At 52.4% G+C, this 14,927-nt stretch carries 17 protein-coding genes and 1 tRNA gene; 10 read left to right on the plus strand and 8 right to left on the minus strand.

Translation table 11 applies throughout. The features are described from left to right. Positions 1-111: 111 nt before the first annotated feature. The 5 genes from AMM03_RS09885 to ybiB form a co-directional block, all read right to left on the minus strand. Positions 112-558 (minus strand): GatB/YqeY domain-containing protein, encoded by a 447-nt coding sequence (locus tag AMM03_RS09885; protein WP_090131556.1) that lies wholly within the window; start codon positions 556-558, stop codon positions 112-114. Between the two features lie 153 nt (positions 559-711). Beyond that, positions 712-924 carry a 30S ribosomal protein S21 gene (rpsU, locus tag AMM03_RS09890; protein ID WP_053175654.1) on the minus strand — a complete coding sequence of 71 codons (213 nt, stop codon included), beginning with the start codon at positions 922-924 and terminating at the stop codon, positions 712-714. A gap of 164 nt (positions 925-1,088) precedes the next feature. Further along, complete coding sequence (locus AMM03_RS09895) at positions 1,089-2,312, minus strand: BaiN/RdsA family NAD(P)/FAD-dependent oxidoreductase (RefSeq protein WP_090131118.1); 1,224 nt, start codon at positions 2,310-2,312, stop codon at positions 1,089-1,091. After that, entirely contained in the window at positions 2,299-3,132 is an 834-nt protein-coding gene (cobA, locus tag AMM03_RS09900; RefSeq protein WP_090131120.1) for a uroporphyrinogen-III C-methyltransferase, read from the minus strand. Before cobA ends, AMM03_RS09895 begins: the two co-directional genes overlap by 14 nt. Continuing rightward, the gene (ybiB, locus tag AMM03_RS09905) at positions 3,129-4,031 is read right to left on the minus strand and encodes a DNA-binding protein YbiB (protein ID WP_090131122.1); all 903 of its coding nucleotides are present in this window, start codon (positions 4,029-4,031) and stop codon (positions 3,129-3,131) included. Before ybiB ends, cobA begins: the two co-directional genes overlap by 4 nt. 72 nt (positions 4,032-4,103) lie before the next feature. Between ybiB and tsaD the strand changes: the two genes are divergently transcribed. After that, positions 4,104-5,159, plus strand: coding sequence for a tRNA (adenosine(37)-N6)-threonylcarbamoyltransferase complex transferase subunit TsaD (gene tsaD, locus AMM03_RS09910; RefSeq protein ID WP_090131124.1), 1,056 nt, complete (start codon positions 4,104-4,106; stop codon positions 5,157-5,159). 44 nt (positions 5,160-5,203) lie between these two features. Beyond that, the gene (locus AMM03_RS09915; protein ID WP_090131126.1) at positions 5,204-6,451 is read left to right on the plus strand and encodes a branched-chain amino acid ABC transporter substrate-binding protein; all 1,248 of its coding nucleotides are present in this window, start codon (positions 5,204-5,206) and stop codon (positions 6,449-6,451) included. 58 nt (positions 6,452-6,509) lie between these two features. On the opposite strand, the gene AMM03_RS09920 is transcribed toward AMM03_RS09915, so the two are convergent. From AMM03_RS09920 to AMM03_RS09930, 3 genes are all read right to left on the minus strand, one after another. Next, entirely contained in the window at positions 6,510-7,487 is a 978-nt protein-coding gene (locus AMM03_RS09920; protein WP_090131128.1) for a Bug family tripartite tricarboxylate transporter substrate binding protein, read from the minus strand. 31 nt (positions 7,488-7,518) lie between these two features. Further along, a complete protein-coding gene (locus AMM03_RS09925; RefSeq protein ID WP_090131558.1) occupies positions 7,519-8,448 on the minus strand; it encodes a tripartite tricarboxylate transporter substrate binding protein in 930 nt (309 codons plus the stop codon). Between the two features lie 189 nt (positions 8,449-8,637). Then, on the minus strand, positions 8,638-9,057 hold the full coding sequence (locus AMM03_RS09930; RefSeq protein ID WP_090131132.1) for an RNA-binding S4 domain-containing protein: 420 nt from the start codon (positions 9,055-9,057) through the stop codon (positions 8,638-8,640). A 264-nt stretch (positions 9,058-9,321) separates the two neighbouring features. On the opposite strand from AMM03_RS09930, the gene rpsO reads away from it, so the two are divergent. The 8 genes from rpsO to AMM03_RS09975 all read left to right on the plus strand — a co-directional run bounded on the left by rpsO (position 9,322) and on the right by AMM03_RS09975 (position 14,921). Beyond that, positions 9,322-9,588 (plus strand): 30S ribosomal protein S15, encoded by a 267-nt coding sequence (gene rpsO, locus AMM03_RS09940; protein WP_055360330.1) that lies wholly within the window; start codon positions 9,322-9,324, stop codon positions 9,586-9,588. Between the two features lie 224 nt (positions 9,589-9,812). Continuing rightward, positions 9,813-11,930 (plus strand): polyribonucleotide nucleotidyltransferase, encoded by a 2,118-nt coding sequence (pnp, locus tag AMM03_RS09945; RefSeq protein WP_090131136.1) that lies wholly within the window; start codon positions 9,813-9,815, stop codon positions 11,928-11,930. 28 nt (positions 11,931-11,958) lie between these two features. Further along, on the plus strand, positions 11,959-12,714 hold the full coding sequence (tpiA, locus tag AMM03_RS09950; RefSeq protein WP_090131138.1) for a triose-phosphate isomerase: 756 nt from the start codon (positions 11,959-11,961) through the stop codon (positions 12,712-12,714). Between the two features lie 43 nt (positions 12,715-12,757). Next, complete coding sequence (gene secG / locus AMM03_RS09955; protein ID WP_090131140.1) at positions 12,758-13,129, plus strand: preprotein translocase subunit SecG; 372 nt, start codon at positions 12,758-12,760, stop codon at positions 13,127-13,129. A 146-nt stretch (positions 13,130-13,275) separates the two neighbouring features. Beyond that, positions 13,276-13,360 (plus strand) — tRNA-Leu (locus AMM03_RS09960). Positions 13,361-13,418: 58 nt separating this feature from the next. Further along, entirely contained in the window at positions 13,419-13,778 is a 360-nt protein-coding gene (locus AMM03_RS09965) for an NADH-quinone oxidoreductase subunit A (protein WP_090131560.1), read from the plus strand. Positions 13,779-13,825: 47 nt separating this feature from the next. After that, on the plus strand, positions 13,826-14,305 hold the full coding sequence (locus tag AMM03_RS09970) for a NuoB/complex I 20 kDa subunit family protein (RefSeq protein ID WP_090131142.1): 480 nt from the start codon (positions 13,826-13,828) through the stop codon (positions 14,303-14,305). A 10-nt stretch (positions 14,306-14,315) separates the two neighbouring features. Next, a complete protein-coding gene (locus AMM03_RS09975; RefSeq protein ID WP_090131144.1) occupies positions 14,316-14,921 on the plus strand; it encodes an NADH-quinone oxidoreductase subunit C in 606 nt (201 codons plus the stop codon). Positions 14,922-14,927: the final 6 nt, after the last annotated feature.

Raw genomic sequence — 14,927 nt, forward strand, 5'->3', positions numbered from 1 at the left:
CTTCCTCATACTGGAGTACCAGAAATCGTTCAGCCCCCCTTAGGCTTTAGCCCCTTTGATTGACCAAATTTATGTTGATCTGACCCCAATTAAATCCCCCCAATTAAGAAGTTATCCGGCGAGGGCGGCTTTGACGGCGGCGGAGACTTGGCCCATGTCGGCTTTGCCGGCCAGTTGGGTTTTGACGGCGCCCATGACTTTGCCCATGTCGCCAGGGCCTTTTGCGCCCAATGAGGCCACGATGGCTTGAACGGCAGCAGTCACTTCTTCTGCAGACATGCGGGCTGGCAAATAGGCTTGCAACACCACCATCTCAGCTTGTTCAATGTCGACCAAGTCTTGGCGAGCGGCTTGCTCGAAGGCGGCAATAGAGTCTTTGCGCTGCTTGACCAACTTGTCTACGATGGCCACCACAGCAGCATCGTCCAACACCACGCGCTCATCCACCTCTTTTTGCTTCATGGCTGAAAGCAACAAGCGAATGGTGCCCAAGCGCGCCGTGTCTTTGGCACGCATGGCGGTTTTCATGTCTTCGGTGATTTGGTCTTTGAGGCTCATGGTGACTCCTGAAGGGTAGGCTGCTGGTAGCGCCAACGATACTTAAAAAAAAACCCGCTTGAGCGTCCTCCAGCGGGCTTGCTTGGTCCCCATGATGCATGAGGACTTCGCGATTTCAAAGCCTGGTAAGAAGCTTTGAATGAAGCGATGTACTTAGTACAGCTTCTTGGGCAATTGCATGCTGCGCACGCGCTTGTAGTGGCGCTTGACGGCGGCCGCTTTTTTGCGCTTACGTTCTGTGGTGGGTTTTTCATAAAACTCACGGGCACGCAAGTCGGTCAACAGACCGAGTTTTTCAATGGTGCGCTTGAAGCGGCGAAGTGCTACGTCAAACGGCTCGTTTTCTTTCACGCGAATGGTGGTCATGGATTTCAGTGTTTCCAAATTATGCCGACTGACATTGAAAGGGAAGATCGAGCCCTTACAAGCAGTTTCGGCGGGGTCCCCGTCACGAACTAGTATTTGGCAGACGGAGGATTGCCAGCAAAGCCTGAGATTATAGCCCTAAGTTTTGGGCCCAAAAAGGCCATTTAGGGGGCAATTTCGTGTTTTTGCTTCAGGGCTTGGGCGCAGGCAAAGGCGCTGGCCCAAGCCCATTGGAAGTTGTACCCGCCTAGCCAGCCCGTCACATCGACCACTTCGCCAATGAAATACAGGCCTGGTTGCTTCGATTCCATGGTTTGGGACGATAAATCTCGGGTGTCCACCCCTCCCAGAGTGACCTCGGCTTTTTTATAGCCTTCGCTGCCATTGGGCGTGAGGGGCCAATGGCTGAGTTTTTGGGCCAACTGCGTCAGAGCTTTGTCGCTGGCCTCGGCGACGGGGCGCTGCCATTGGCTGTCTTGGGCCACCCAGGCATCGGCCAATCGGTTGGGCACCCACGCACCGAGTTCGTTGGCAATGAGTTTTTTGGACCGGACCTTGGCTTGCATCAGTGAACCTTCGATGTCAGCTTGGGGGGCCAAGTTCAAATGGAGGGGTTGTCCCTCGTGCCAATAGCTGGAAATTTGCAAAACAGCCGGGCCCGACAAACCCCGGTGCGTGAACAGCAGGTCTTCGTCAAAGCTCATGCGGGTTTTTTTAGCGCCAGTTTCAATGCTGACGGGCAAGGACAGGCCTGCCAAACTTGCATAAGGTGCCCACTCTTTGTCATCAAAGGTGAGGGGGACCAATCCTGGCCTTCTTGTGACCAACCGCAAGCCAAATTGTTGGGCGATGCGGTAGCCAAAATCGGTGGCGCCAATTTTGGGAATGGACAAGCCGCCTGTGGCAATCACCACCGCGCCGGCTTGAACATGCCCTTGGTCGGTTTGGAGTTGATAGCCATTCTCGGTTTGCGAGATGGTCTTAACGCCGCAACCCTGCCAACGCAAGACGCCGCCTTTGTCGCATTCTTTCAAAAGCATTTGAATCAAGTCTTCGGCGGACCGATCGCAAAACAATTGCCCTTTGTGCTTTTCATGAAATGGGATGTCGTAAGACTGCATCAAGTCAATGAAGTCTTGGGCGGTGTAACGAGACAGGGCACTGCGGCAAAAGTGCGGGTTCTCGCTCAAGAAATGTTTGTGAGGCGCGCTGGCATCGATGAGTCGGTTGGTGAAATTGCAACGACCACCGCCAGAGATACGGATTTTTTCAGCCACTTTGTTGCTGTGATCAATGAGCAGAACAGACAAGCCCAACTGCCCGGCCACACCGGCACAAAAAAGGCCGGCAGCCCCGGCACCCACAATCACCACATCACATGTTTGCATGCAGTGGGAGTGTAGGGGCAGTTTGCTGGTTTTGATCTGCTTGGAAAATTTGAGCGCAAGCTTTCACCACATCGCCCACGATCAAGATGCTGGGACTTTTGAGGCCTGTTTCTTGAAGGGTGAGAGTCAGGCTTCCCAATTGCGTCAAGGCTTGACGTTGGTGTGGCAAAGAAGCGTTCTCGATGATGGCCACAGGTGTGCTTTCAGGTAATCCTGTGAGTAACTCGTTTTGAATATGTTCTGCACCACTCACGCCCATGTAAATGACCAGTGTCAGTTTGGCATCGCGCGCCGTGGCTGCCAGTTGTCGCCAGTCGGTGCCGTTGTCACCGGGCTTGGCATGGCCAGTGACAAACACAACGCCATGCGCGTGTTCACGGTGAGTGAGGGGCGCGCCTAGGCTGGTGATGGCCGCTAATCCAGACGTGATGCCGTTGATGATGTTGGCCTCGATGCCAACTTCGCGCAGGTGCTCGACTTCTTCGCCACCTCGGCCAAATATGAAAGGATCGCCGCCTTTTAAACGCACCACGGTTTCACCTTCGTGAACCGCGTTGATCATGAGTTTTTCAATGAAGGCTTGCGGTGTGCTTTTGCAGCCGCCGCGTTTGCCCACAAAGACAATGCGCGCAGATGAGGATGCGTGTGTTAAAACTGCTTCATTGACCAAATCGTCTACCAACAAAACGGTAGCTGCTCGAATGGCCTTCACGGCTTTGACTGTGAGCAACTCGGGATCACCAGGGCCTGCCCCAACCAAGGTGCAAGTGCCTTGCGTTTTGCCAGAAGAGTTTGTGAATGAAGAATCCTTGTGGCTCATAGTGATTTCAAGGCCTGCAAAATGTGTTGAACTTGAAGCGCAATGGGCGAGGGAACTGCGCGCTGCTGATTCAAAATTTCTTGAATGTATTCTGCGGTGGATTCTGCATTGGCTGCAGGCAAGTCGGGAATGCTTTGCAATGCTCCAGCTTGTGCTGCTTGAACAGTCTGGGTGCTGCCATTGTGGAAAAAATCCATTTGAGGCGCGCGGCGCGCATCTGCCACAGGTTCTCCCTCTGTGCCTCTCAGCAAGAAGGCATTGGCCTGGGTCAGCTGAAAGGTTTGCGCCATCGAATGCGCGTATTCGGGATGGGTGTAACTGCTGACGATCAAAGCGGAGCCTTGGCAAGGGTTCATGAGTTTGACCAAGCTGTGGGCAGGGTTGCGCAAATTCACCACGCGTCGCACATCGAGAAGATTTTTAAGGGCCGGGCTTAAAACTTCTGTGGCAATCAAATTCAATCCGTCATGCGCATCTGATACCTGGGTCATGGGCTTGTGACCCATGGCTTCAAAGACTTCAAATGAGGTGGTGCGGCTGCTTTCAGTGGGCGTACCGTGAACGCACACGCGAACACCTTGTTGTACCAGTAGCAAAGCTAACAAGGGTGCTAAAGCCGGTAATTTGCGTGCACCGTTGTAGCAGGGGATGACCACGGTTGTTTTTGATGGATCGTTGGACAGTTTGTTTAAACGTGCGTGAGCCGCATCCAAAAAACCCGCCATTTCTTCGGGCGTTTCGCCTTTGATGCGCATGGCCAAGCAGAAGGCGCCGATTTCTAAGTCGGAGACCTGTTGGTCCAGCACTTGGCCCAGTAAATCTGCCGCTTGTTCGCGCGTGAGCGAACGCGCGCCATCTTTGCCGCGGCCTATTTCTTTGATGTAGTGTCCAATGCCCATTCCCATATTGTCTCAAAGCTTAGATAACTTGGCGTTATATGGCCAATGAATCGATCGCATAAACTCCCTCCTATGCTTTTTCTAGGAATTGAGTCTTCTTGCGATGAAACCGGCGTGGCTTTGGTGCAAACCCAAGCCACAGGCGCCCCTCGTTTGCTCTCACATGCGCTGTTCAGTCAAATTGACATGCACCAAGCCTATGGTGGTGTGGTGCCTGAATTGGCCAGTCGCGATCACATCAAACGCGTTATCCCTTTAACGCGTGAAGTCTTGAAAAATGCCCAAATTGATTTGAACCAAGTAGATGTGGTGGCCTATACGCGCGGCCCAGGCTTGGCGGGCGCTTTGCTAGTAGGGGCTGGCGTGGGATGTGCCTTGGGGGCAGCTTTGAAAAAACCCGTGTTGGGTGTTCACCATTTGGAAGGCCACTTGCTCTCGCCATTTTTAAGTGACGACCCACCCGAGTTTCCGTTTGTGGCTTTGCTGGTTTCGGGCGGGCACACCCAACTGATGCGTGTCGAGGCTGTTGGCGCTTACGAAATTTTGGGTGAGACAGTCGATGATGCCGCTGGCGAGGCCTTTGACAAATCGGCCAAGCTGATGGGGCTGGGCTACCCTGGCGGGCCTGCTTTGTCCAAGTGCGCTGAAGCAGGTAATCCTCTGGCGTTCAAATTGCCACGACCCTTATTGCACAGTGGTGACCTGGACTTTTCGTTTGCGGGTTTGAAAACTTCGGTGCTGACACAAGCCAACAAGCTGGGAAACAGTTTGCATGACGTCAACACCACGCACAAAGCAGACTTGGCAGCTTCAACCGAAGCAGCCATTGTTGAGGTGTTGTTGAAGAAGTCGATGGCGGCGCTCAAATTAACAGGCATGCGCCGCTTGGTGGTAGCGGGGGGCGTTGGCGCCAATCGCTTGCTGCGAAAGCAGCTCAATGAAGCCTGTGCAAAAGCAGGTGTGCGCGTGCATTATCCAGAGCTTCACTTATGCACCGACAATGGCGCGATGATTGCCATGGCCGCAGCCATGCGCGTTCAAGCGGGGCAACAAGCCCCGCTATTCGACTACAGCTTTGACGTGAAGCCACGCTGGCCACTTTCACACATTCTGACGGCCAGTCATTAAATTTTCTTAAGGATATTGTTTTGATCAATACGGTTCGATTCGTGATGCGAAGCTTTGTGTGCTTGGCACTCAGTGCGTGTTTGTTGGCGCATGCCCAGAAGCCGCCTATTCAGTTGGCCATGATTGAAGGTATGAGCGGTCCTTTTGCCAACACAGGGGAGGCGGTGCTGCGCAATTTGGTGTGGGCTGTCGAGCGAGTCAATGCGCGGGGTGGTGTAGCTACTGCGGACGGAAAAAGGCTGCTGGTACTGAATCGCTATGACAGCAAGGGACAAAACGAAGAGGCCCTGACGTCGCTGCGTGCAGCCATTGATGCAGGTGCTCAATATGTTTTTCAGGGTAACTCTTCGGCCAACGCGGCTGTGCTGATAGATGCTATTCAAAAGCACAACGAGCGTGAGCCCAATAAACGAGTTTTGTTTCTCAATTACTCCGCTGTTGACCCTGCACTGACAGAAGAAAAATGCAACTTCTGGCATTTCAGATTTGATGCGCATGCCGACATGCGCATGACCGCTTTGATGCAAGTCCTGAAGCAAGACACCAAATTAAAGTCGGTCTATTTGATCGGCCAAGACTACAGTTTTGGTCAGGCTGTTTTGCGTGAAGCCAAACAGCAATTGAACAGCTTGCGTCCCGACATCCAAGTGACGGGTGAAGAGTTGCACCCGATGGGACGTGTCAAAGATTTCTTGCCTTATGCCTCCAAAATTAAAGCCTCGGGTGCACAGGCTGTGATCACGGGCAATTGGGGTAATGATCTGACTTTGTTGGTGAAAGCCGCCAAAGAAGTGGGCTTTGATGGCAAGTTTTATACTTTTTATGGCAATGCTCTAGGAGCGCCTGCTGCCATGGGCGATGCGGGTGTGGGCAAAGTCTTGGCCGTGGCGGAGTGGATGCCCAATGTGGCCGGTTCAGAAAGCGTGAAATTTTATCAAACGTTCAAGCAACGCTTTGACAAACCTTCAGAAGACTATGTACATCTCAGAATGCAATTGATGATGGAGGCATTGGTTCAATCCATCGAAAGAGCAGGAAGTTCAGAGCCCTTGGTCGTTGCTTTGCAACTTGAAAAATCCGAGGTCAGCATGGGTGGGCAGCGCGGCAAAATGCGCGCGCAAGACCATCAGTTCCAACAACCCTTGGTGGTGGGCATCATGGCCAAGCAGGGCGGGGTAGAGGTGCCCTTTGATGTGGAAGGTTCTGGCTATGGTTTCAAAACGGTGAAGCAATTTAAAGCCAATGAAGTCGAGATGCCGAGCAGCTGCAAGATGGTTCGGCCTGCTTCGTAATTGGATGCCGTCGCCCATGAAAAAAGCCCAGAGCATCTGGGCTTTTTTTGTAAGTGCGTTAAGCGGGTTTGGCCAAGCCTAGTTTGTCGATGATGGTTTTTTCTTTTTGGTAATTGTCGCGCGCAAACTTGGTGTACTCCTCGGTGTTCATGTAGATCACCGACTGGTCAAATTTTTCGAAAGTGGCCAAAACTTGTGGATCTTCCAAAGTTTTCTTGAAGGCGTCATGCAACTTTTTAGTCACTGCGGGGTCCATGCCCTTGGGGCCACCAATGCCAAATGGTGAATCTGATACGGTGTCGTAACCCAACTCTGTCAAGGTGGGTACATTGGGCCAACGCTTGGTGCGTTTGCTACCGTAAGTTGCCAACAACCGGCAGGTGCCAGCGTCCACATGCGGCGCCCAACCTGTGGCGTCGCTGTGCGACATCACGTGGCCACCTAAGACGGAGGCCATGCCATCTGCACTGCCTTTGAAGGGAACGTGCTGCAACTGGATGCCGGCTTTCATTGCAAATTCTTCCACGGCCAAATGAGGCGTGGTGCCATTACCGGTTGAGCCAAATGTGAATTTACCAGGGTTGGCTTTGGCATAGTCCACCAAGTCTTTGATGGATTTAATGGGTGAGTCAGAGCGCACCACAATGCCAAAGGTGTAGCCCGTAAGGCACGCAATGAATGTGAAGTCTTGCAGAGGGTTGAATTGCATCTTCTGCATGTGTGGCAAACGCAAAATGCCAATGGTCAATTGCGACAAGGTATAGCCATCTGGTTTGGCATTGACCAATTCATTGGGGCCTAACATGCCGCTGGCGCCGGCTTTGTTTTCAATGACCACGGGGCTGCCCAAAATGCGAGTGGCACTTTCGGCCAAAGCACGCATCACACCATCGGTGGAGCCACCCGCTGGCCAAGGGCAAATGAGCTTGATCGGTTTGGAGGGAAATGCGCCTTGTGCCATGGCTGGCATGGCAATGCTGACTGCGCCTGCCAGGCCTGCTTGCAGGACGTCGCGTCGGTTGAGTTCAATTGTCATAAATAAATCCAATGAAGGCAGGTTGAAAAAATTATTCGGCTTTGGCGCCAGAATCTTTGACCACTTTGGCCCATTTCACAATTTCGCTGGCTTGGTATTTGCCCAGTTCTTCTGAGGAAGACAAAACGGGATCCAAACCCAATGTCTTCAAACGCTCGGCCACTTCTGGCAATTTGAAAACGCGCAAGGCTTCTGCATTGAGTCTGTCGATGACCGCTTTGGGCGTGTTGGCAGGTGCAAACATGGCAAACCAAGTGGTGGCCTCAAAGCCAGGCAAAGATTCAGCCACTGTTGGGATATCGGGTGCTGCAGGTGAACGCTTGGCGGTCGTTTGCGCAATGGCTCTGATCTTGCCTTCTTTGGCCATGGGCAGTGCAGAGGGCATGTTGTCAAAGACCAATTGAATGCTGCCGCCAATCAGGTCGGGAATGAAAAACTGTCGACCTTTGTAGGGGACGTGCGTCATGCTGGTGCCTGTCATCGACTTGAACAATTCACCAGACATGTGGACAGAGGTGCCAATGCCAGGAGAGCCAAATGACAATTTGTTGGGGTTGGCTTTCATGTAGGCAATGAGTTCTGGCACCGTTTTGACGGGCAAGTCATTGTTAACTACGAGTAAATTGGGTGCAGATGCAATCAACGAGATAGGCGTGAAGTTCTTCACCATGTCATAGGGCATTTTTTCGTAAAGTGCGCCATTGATGGAGTGCGTCCCTACCGTGCCCATGACCAAGGTGTAGCCGTCGCCAGCAGATTTGGCCACGATGTCACTGCCAATGTTGCCACCAGCGCCTGGTTTGTTGTCAATCACAATCGGTTGACCCAACTGGGCTTTTTCGCTGAACAAGCGAGCCAAGATGTCTGGGGCTCCGCCTGTGGGAAATGTCACGACCAAGCGGATGGGTTTGTTGGGATAAGCGGCCTGCGCCATGGCAGCGTTGCTGGCCATCAAGCCCATGCCAAGGCTGCTCACCAAGCCGAGGGTGCCAAGAATGCTTAAACCAAAGCGACGATTGGCATTGGCTGAGTGTTTCGTGAACTTCAAAATAGTCTCCTCTGTGTTGCGATCAAGGCAGACTTTAGAGGGGAGCTTTGGGAAAGGGGAGGGTGAAAACCCCCGATTTAGCGCATAACTGGCGCTTAGGTGTCAGGGCGTGTCCAAAGATGCGCTCCAGCGATCGTTCCAACCCGTTTGTTTGGCTTTTTCTAATTCGCGTCGATTCCTTTTTGTAGGTCTGCCTTGTTCAATGCTGAGCGCTGGCTCTCTGGCCAATCGCCGCTGAATGGTCACTTTTTCGCGCAGAGCCAGACTTTCTGAGGTTTCTTCATAGAGTTGTTGCGCCACCGGTGCAGGGCCGCGCTGATCGCTCAAAGCCAAGATGTTGATGGTCCGAGTCACATCGCCTTGTCGAAGCTTGACCGTATCGCCCACTTTGACCTCGCGTGAGGCTTTTGCTGTTTGATCGTTGACCTCGACCCGACCTTTGCCAATGTCATCGGTGGCCAAGGATCTGGTTTTGTAAAAACGCGCAGCCCAAAGCCATTTGTCGATTCTGATTTTGTCCATAAGGCCTGATTTTGGGTGAATTTCTTCAAATTGGGTTCGAATTAGGGCCAGGTTGGGCTGTATTTTTACCCAGTTTCCGTGCTTTGGGGCTTCATTTTGGCCTCGTCTATGGTTATAATCCCGAGGCTTTGTCAGGCGGTTCGCCCTCTGTCAAGGATCGCACGCAGCAGTTGATTCCAAACCGCTTGCGCAAGTTATAAACCTCGACTTATCTTTTTTGGCGGTTTTCTGCCATCAGCGAGTGTCGAAAAACAAGGAAGAAAAATGATTGCATCTTCAATCAAAGCAGAAGTCGTTAAGGCCAATGCCCGCGCTGCCAATGACACTGGTAGCCCCGAAGTCCAAGTGGCTTTGCTCACAGCTCGTATCAACGAGTTGACACCTCACTTCAAAACACACGCCAAAGACCACCATGGTCGCCGCGGTTTGTTGCGCATGGTGAGCCGCCGTCGTAAATTGTTGGACTACTTGAAGTCCAAAGACGCTGACCGCTACGTTGCTCTGATCGCCAAACTTGGCCTGCGCAAATAAGCGTATCGAAAGATGACAAGCGCCTGAGTTAGCCCGCTAGCTCAGGCGCTTTCTACTTTAAGTTTTCTAAAAAGACGTTTTCAGACCGAACCCGCGCTGTGTCATTCCATCAATCATCTGTGTTTTAAGGCAGATCATTCATGGAATGGCATCGAGTTCAGACTGCAAATATCTAGGCTTTTCAGTGCAGCCGTTTGCACTGTGATTTTCTGGAGTTATTGAACATGTCCATTTTTAACAAAGTGACAAAAACTTTCCAATGGGGCCAACACAAGGTCATCATGGAAACCGGCGAAATTGCACGCCAAGCTTCCGGCGCTGTGCTGGTCAACATCGAAGACACCGTGGTTCTGGCCACAGTGGTTGCTTCTAAAAATTCCAAAGCTGGTCAAGACTTTTTCCCCTTGACCGTGGACTACATTGAGAAAGCTTACGCAGCAGGCAAGATTCCTGGCAGCTTCTTCAAGCGTGAAGCCAAGCCTAGCGAGTTGGAAACCCTCACCAGCCGTTTGATCGACCGTCCTATTCGCCCTCTGTTCCCAGAAGGCTTCTACAACGATGTGCACGTTGTGGTGCACACCGTTTCTTTGAACCCTGAAGTCGATGCCGACATCGCAGCTTTGATCGCGGTGAGCGCTGCATTGTCTATTTCTGGCGTGCCTTTCAATGGCCCTATCGGCGCTGCGCGCGTGGGTTATATCAACGGCGAATACGTGTTGAACCCTGGTCAAACACAACGCAAAGACAGCCAGATGGACTTGGTCGTTGCCGGTACAGAAGCTGCTGTGTTGATGGTGGAATCTGAAGCACAACAATTGTCTGAAGAGATCATGTTGGGCGCTGTGGTGTTTGGCCACGAGCAAGGCAATATTGCGATCAACGCCATTCACGAATTGGTGCGCGACGCTGGCAAACCCGCTTGGGATTGGACTGCGCCCGCCAAGGACGAAGACCTGATTGCCAAGGTGAAAGCACAAGCCGAAGAAAAACTCCGCGCTGCTTACCAAATCCGTAACAAACAAAGCCGCACACAAGCTTGCCGCGAAACATACGCTGCCACCATGGCAGGCCTCAAGGCTGACGGCGTTGAATTTGACAGCGTCAAAGTTGAAGGCATGTTGTTTGACATCGAAGCCAACATTGTTCGCAGCCAAATCTTGGCAGGCGAGCCACGCATCGACGGTCGCGACACACGCACAGTTCGCCCTATCGAAATTCGCAACTCTGTGTTGCCACGCACACACGGTTCTACCTTGTTCACACGCGGCGAAACACAAGCTTTGGTGATTGCCACTTTGGGTACAGAGCGCGATGCACAACGCATTGACGCCTTGGCCGGTGAGTACGAAGACCGCTTCATGTTGCACTACAACATGCCTCCCTTTGCCACTGGCGAAGTGGGCCGCATGGGCTCTACAAAGCGTCGTGAAATTGGTCACGGCCGTTTGGCCAAGCGTGCTTTGGCCGCTGTGTTGCCTTCCAAAGAAGAATTCCCTTACACCATGCGTGTGGTCTCTGAAATTACAGAGTCCAATGGTTCTTCTTCCATGGCTTCTGTGTGCGGTGGCTGCTTGTCCTTGATGGACGCTGGCGTGCCCATGAAAGCACACGTGGCAGGTATTGCCATGGGCCTCATCAAAGATGCCAACCGCTTTGCCGTGTTGACCGACATCTTGGGCGATGAAGATCATTTGGGTGACATGGACTTTAAAGTGGCCGGCACCACCAATGGTGTGACTGCCTTGCAGATGGACATCAAAATCCAAGGCATTACCAAAGAGATCATGCAAGTGGCATTGGCGCAAGCCAAAGAAGCGCGCATGCACATCTTGGGCAAAATGCAAGACGCCATGAGCGAAGCCAAAACCGAAGTGTCCAACTTCGCACCGAAGCTGTTCACCATGAAGATCAATCCCGAGAAAATTCGCGATGTGATCGGTAAAGGCGGCGCCACCATCCGCGCGTTGACCGAAGAAACAGGCACTCAGATCAACATCAATGAAGATGGCACGATCACCATCGCTGCGGCCGATGGCGCCAAGGCTGACGAAGCCAAGCGTCGCATCGAGCAGATCACTGCCGAAGTTGAAATTGGCAAAGTCTACGAAGGCCCTGTCACCAAGTTGTTGGACTTCGGTGCGTTGATCAACTTGTTGCCAGGCAAAGATGGCTTGTTGCACATCAGCCAAATTGCCCACGAGCGCGTTGAAAAAGTGTCTGACTATTTGCAAGAAGGTCAGATCGTCAAAGTCAAAGTGCTCGAGACCGACGAAAAAGGTCGCGTGAAATTGTCGATGAAGGCTTTGATCGAGCGCCCAGCTGCGCCTTCACAGTCTGAGTAATTGATGGCCTGAGTTTGAAGGATTGACCATGAAACAAAAGCTCATTGCAGGTAACTGGAAGATGAATGGCAGTTTGGCTGCCAACGCTTCTTTGTTGCAAGCAGTGCTCGACGGCAGCAAAGGCATGAACTGCCAAGCTGCTGTGTGCGTCCCTGCGGCCTACTTGGCACAGGTGCAGGCTATTCTTTCGGGTCAATCACTCATCGCCTTGGGTTCTCAAGATGTGTCGGCGCAAGAGGTGGGTGCCTATACCGGCGAAATCTCTGCCGGCATGCTCAAAGATTTCGCGGTGCGGTATGCCATCGTGGGACATTCAGAGCGTCGCCAATACCATGCAGAAACCGATGCCACGGTAGCTCTCAAGGCGCAACGCGCTTTGTCGGCTGGCATCACGCCTATCGTGTGTGTAGGCGAAACTTTGGCCGATCGCGAAGCGGGCAAGACCGAAGAAGTGGTGAAGCGCCAGTTGGCCGCTGTCATTCACACCAACGGCCATTGCATCAGCGAAATTGTGGTGGCGTACGAGCCCGTGTGGGCCATCGGTACAGGCCGAACTGCATCGCCCGAACAGGCGCAAGAAGTTCACGCGGTTTTGCGTGCACAACTGAAAGCGGCTACCTCGCATTCAGACCGTATTTCTATTTTGTATGGTGGCAGCATGAATGCCGCCAATGCCGCTCAGTTGCTGGCACAACCCGACATTGATGGTGGCTTGATTGGCGGCGCAGCCCTCAAGGCACCCGACTTTTTGGCCATCATGGCCGCTGGTTCTGCAGCCGCATAAAACGGCAGAACTTTAGACATTAGATATTGAACAGGAGCGAAACATGAACGCAATGATCACCGTAATTTTGGCTGTCCAGATGTTGTCAGCTTTGGCCATGATTGGTTTGATTTTGGTGCAACAAGGCAAGGGCGCCGACATGGGCGCCGCGTTTGGTAGTGGCGGTTCTGGCAGCTTGTTTGGTGCCACTGGTGGCGCTAATTTCTTGTCTCGCACCACAGCCGTATTGGCCACCATATTTTTTGTGACAACTTTGATGTTGGCTTACTTTGGTAACCTGCGTCCTGCATCTTCTGGTAGCGTTTTGGAAGGCGCAGCCGTGGTTGCTCCAAGCGCTGCACCTGCACCCGTGGACAACAGCACAGCTTCACAAATTCCTGGCAATGCACCTGCTGCGCCTGCAAGTTCTAAGTAAGAATTCTGTCGGGTCAAAAGATCTGGCATTGCTTCATAAATTTCGATGTTTACCCCTCATATCGGGGTGGTTTGAGGGTAAACTACGAGTTGTTCTGAGAGCTAAAACTCACCCGTGAGTGCCTCACGCCATCAGAGCAAATAACCGCCGTCGTGGTGAAATTGGTAGACACGCTATCTTGAGGGGGTAGTGGCGAAAGCTGTGCGAGTTCGAGTCTCGCCGACGGCACCAACACATCGAAACGCTGAGTGTTCCCACTCAGCGTTTCAACAGTGATTAGAAGTCCATGATCAACCTCGACCAATACCTTCCTATCTTGTTGTTTATCTTGGTAGGCGTTGCCATCGGCATCATCCCTCAGGTCTTGGGCTACATCCTCGGCCCCAATCGCCCAGACGCAGCCAAAAACTCCCCCTACGAATGCGGCTTTGAAGCCTTCGAAGACGCACGCATGAAGTTTGACGTTCGCTACTACTTGGTCGCGATTTTGTTCATTTTGTTTGACCTCGAAATTGCTTTCCTTTTCCCATGGGCCGTTGCGCTCAAAGAAGTAGGTTTGGCTGGTTTCGCGGCGGTTGTTATTTTTCTGGCCATTCTGGTTGTGGGCTTTGTCTACGAGTGGAAAAAAGGCGCCCTCGATTGGGAATGATTTCCCTTTCAACGAATTGAATGTGTGCTTCAACAAGGATCTGAACAATGATTGAAGGCGTAATGAAAGAAGGCTTTGTCACCACGAGTTACGACTCTGTGGTGAACTGGGCCAAAACGGGCTCCCTGTGGCCCATGACCTTCGGCTTGGCTTGCTGCGCTGTCGAAATGATGCACGCTGCAACGGCCCGTTACGACTTGGCTCGTTTTGGTGCTGAGGTGTTTCGCGCCAGTCCTCGTCAGAGTGACTTGATGATTGTGGCCGGTACCCTCACCAACAAAATGGCGCCTGCGCTGCGCAAGGTTTATGACCAAATGTCAGAGCCACGTTGGGTGATTTCCATGGGCTCATGTGCCAACGGTGGTGGCTACTATCACTACAGTTACTCTGTGGTGCGTGGCTGCGATCGCGTCGTGCCTGTCGATGTCTATGTGCCTGGCTGCCCCCCAACTGCCGAAGCACTCATTTACGGCATCATTCAGTTGCAGCAAAAAATTCGCCGCACCAACACCATTGCGCGGGTTTGAAAGAATCAACATGACTTTTTCAATTCACCCCGAACAACTCCAACAAAACCTCACAGCGGTTTTGGGCAATCAAGTTAGCAAAGTAGAACTTGCCTTGGGCGAAGTCACTGTCACAGTGCCTGCAGCCAATTATTTCAGCGTCATGCAAACACTGCGCGATGCAGACGCCTGCAAATTTGAGCAACTCATGGACCTGTGTGGCGTTGACTATTCCACCTACGCAGACAAAGGTACTGAGGGCCCGCGCTTTTGCGTAGTGGTTCACTTGCTGTCCCTCAGCCTCAACCAACGAGTGCGCGTCATGGTGCTTTGCCCCGATGACGACTTGCCTTTGGTCGACTCTGTCAACGTGTTGTGGAATTCAGCCAACTGGTACGAGCGCGAAGCCTTCGATTTGTACGGCATCGTGTTTGAAGGTCACCAAGATTTGCGCCGCATCCTCACCGATTACGGTTTCATTGGTCATCCTTTCCGCAAAGATTTTCCCATCTCTGGTCATGTCGAAATGCGCTACGACGCCGAACGCGCGCGCGTCATTTACGAACCTGTGTCCATCGAGCCTCGCGAAATTACACCTCGGATCATCCGCGAAGAAAAATACGGAGGTCTGCACTAAGCGCAT

This window comes from Limnohabitans sp. Rim11, from assembly GCF_001269365.1.
GTDB lineage: Bacteria > Pseudomonadota > Gammaproteobacteria > Burkholderiales > Burkholderiaceae_C > Limnohabitans_A.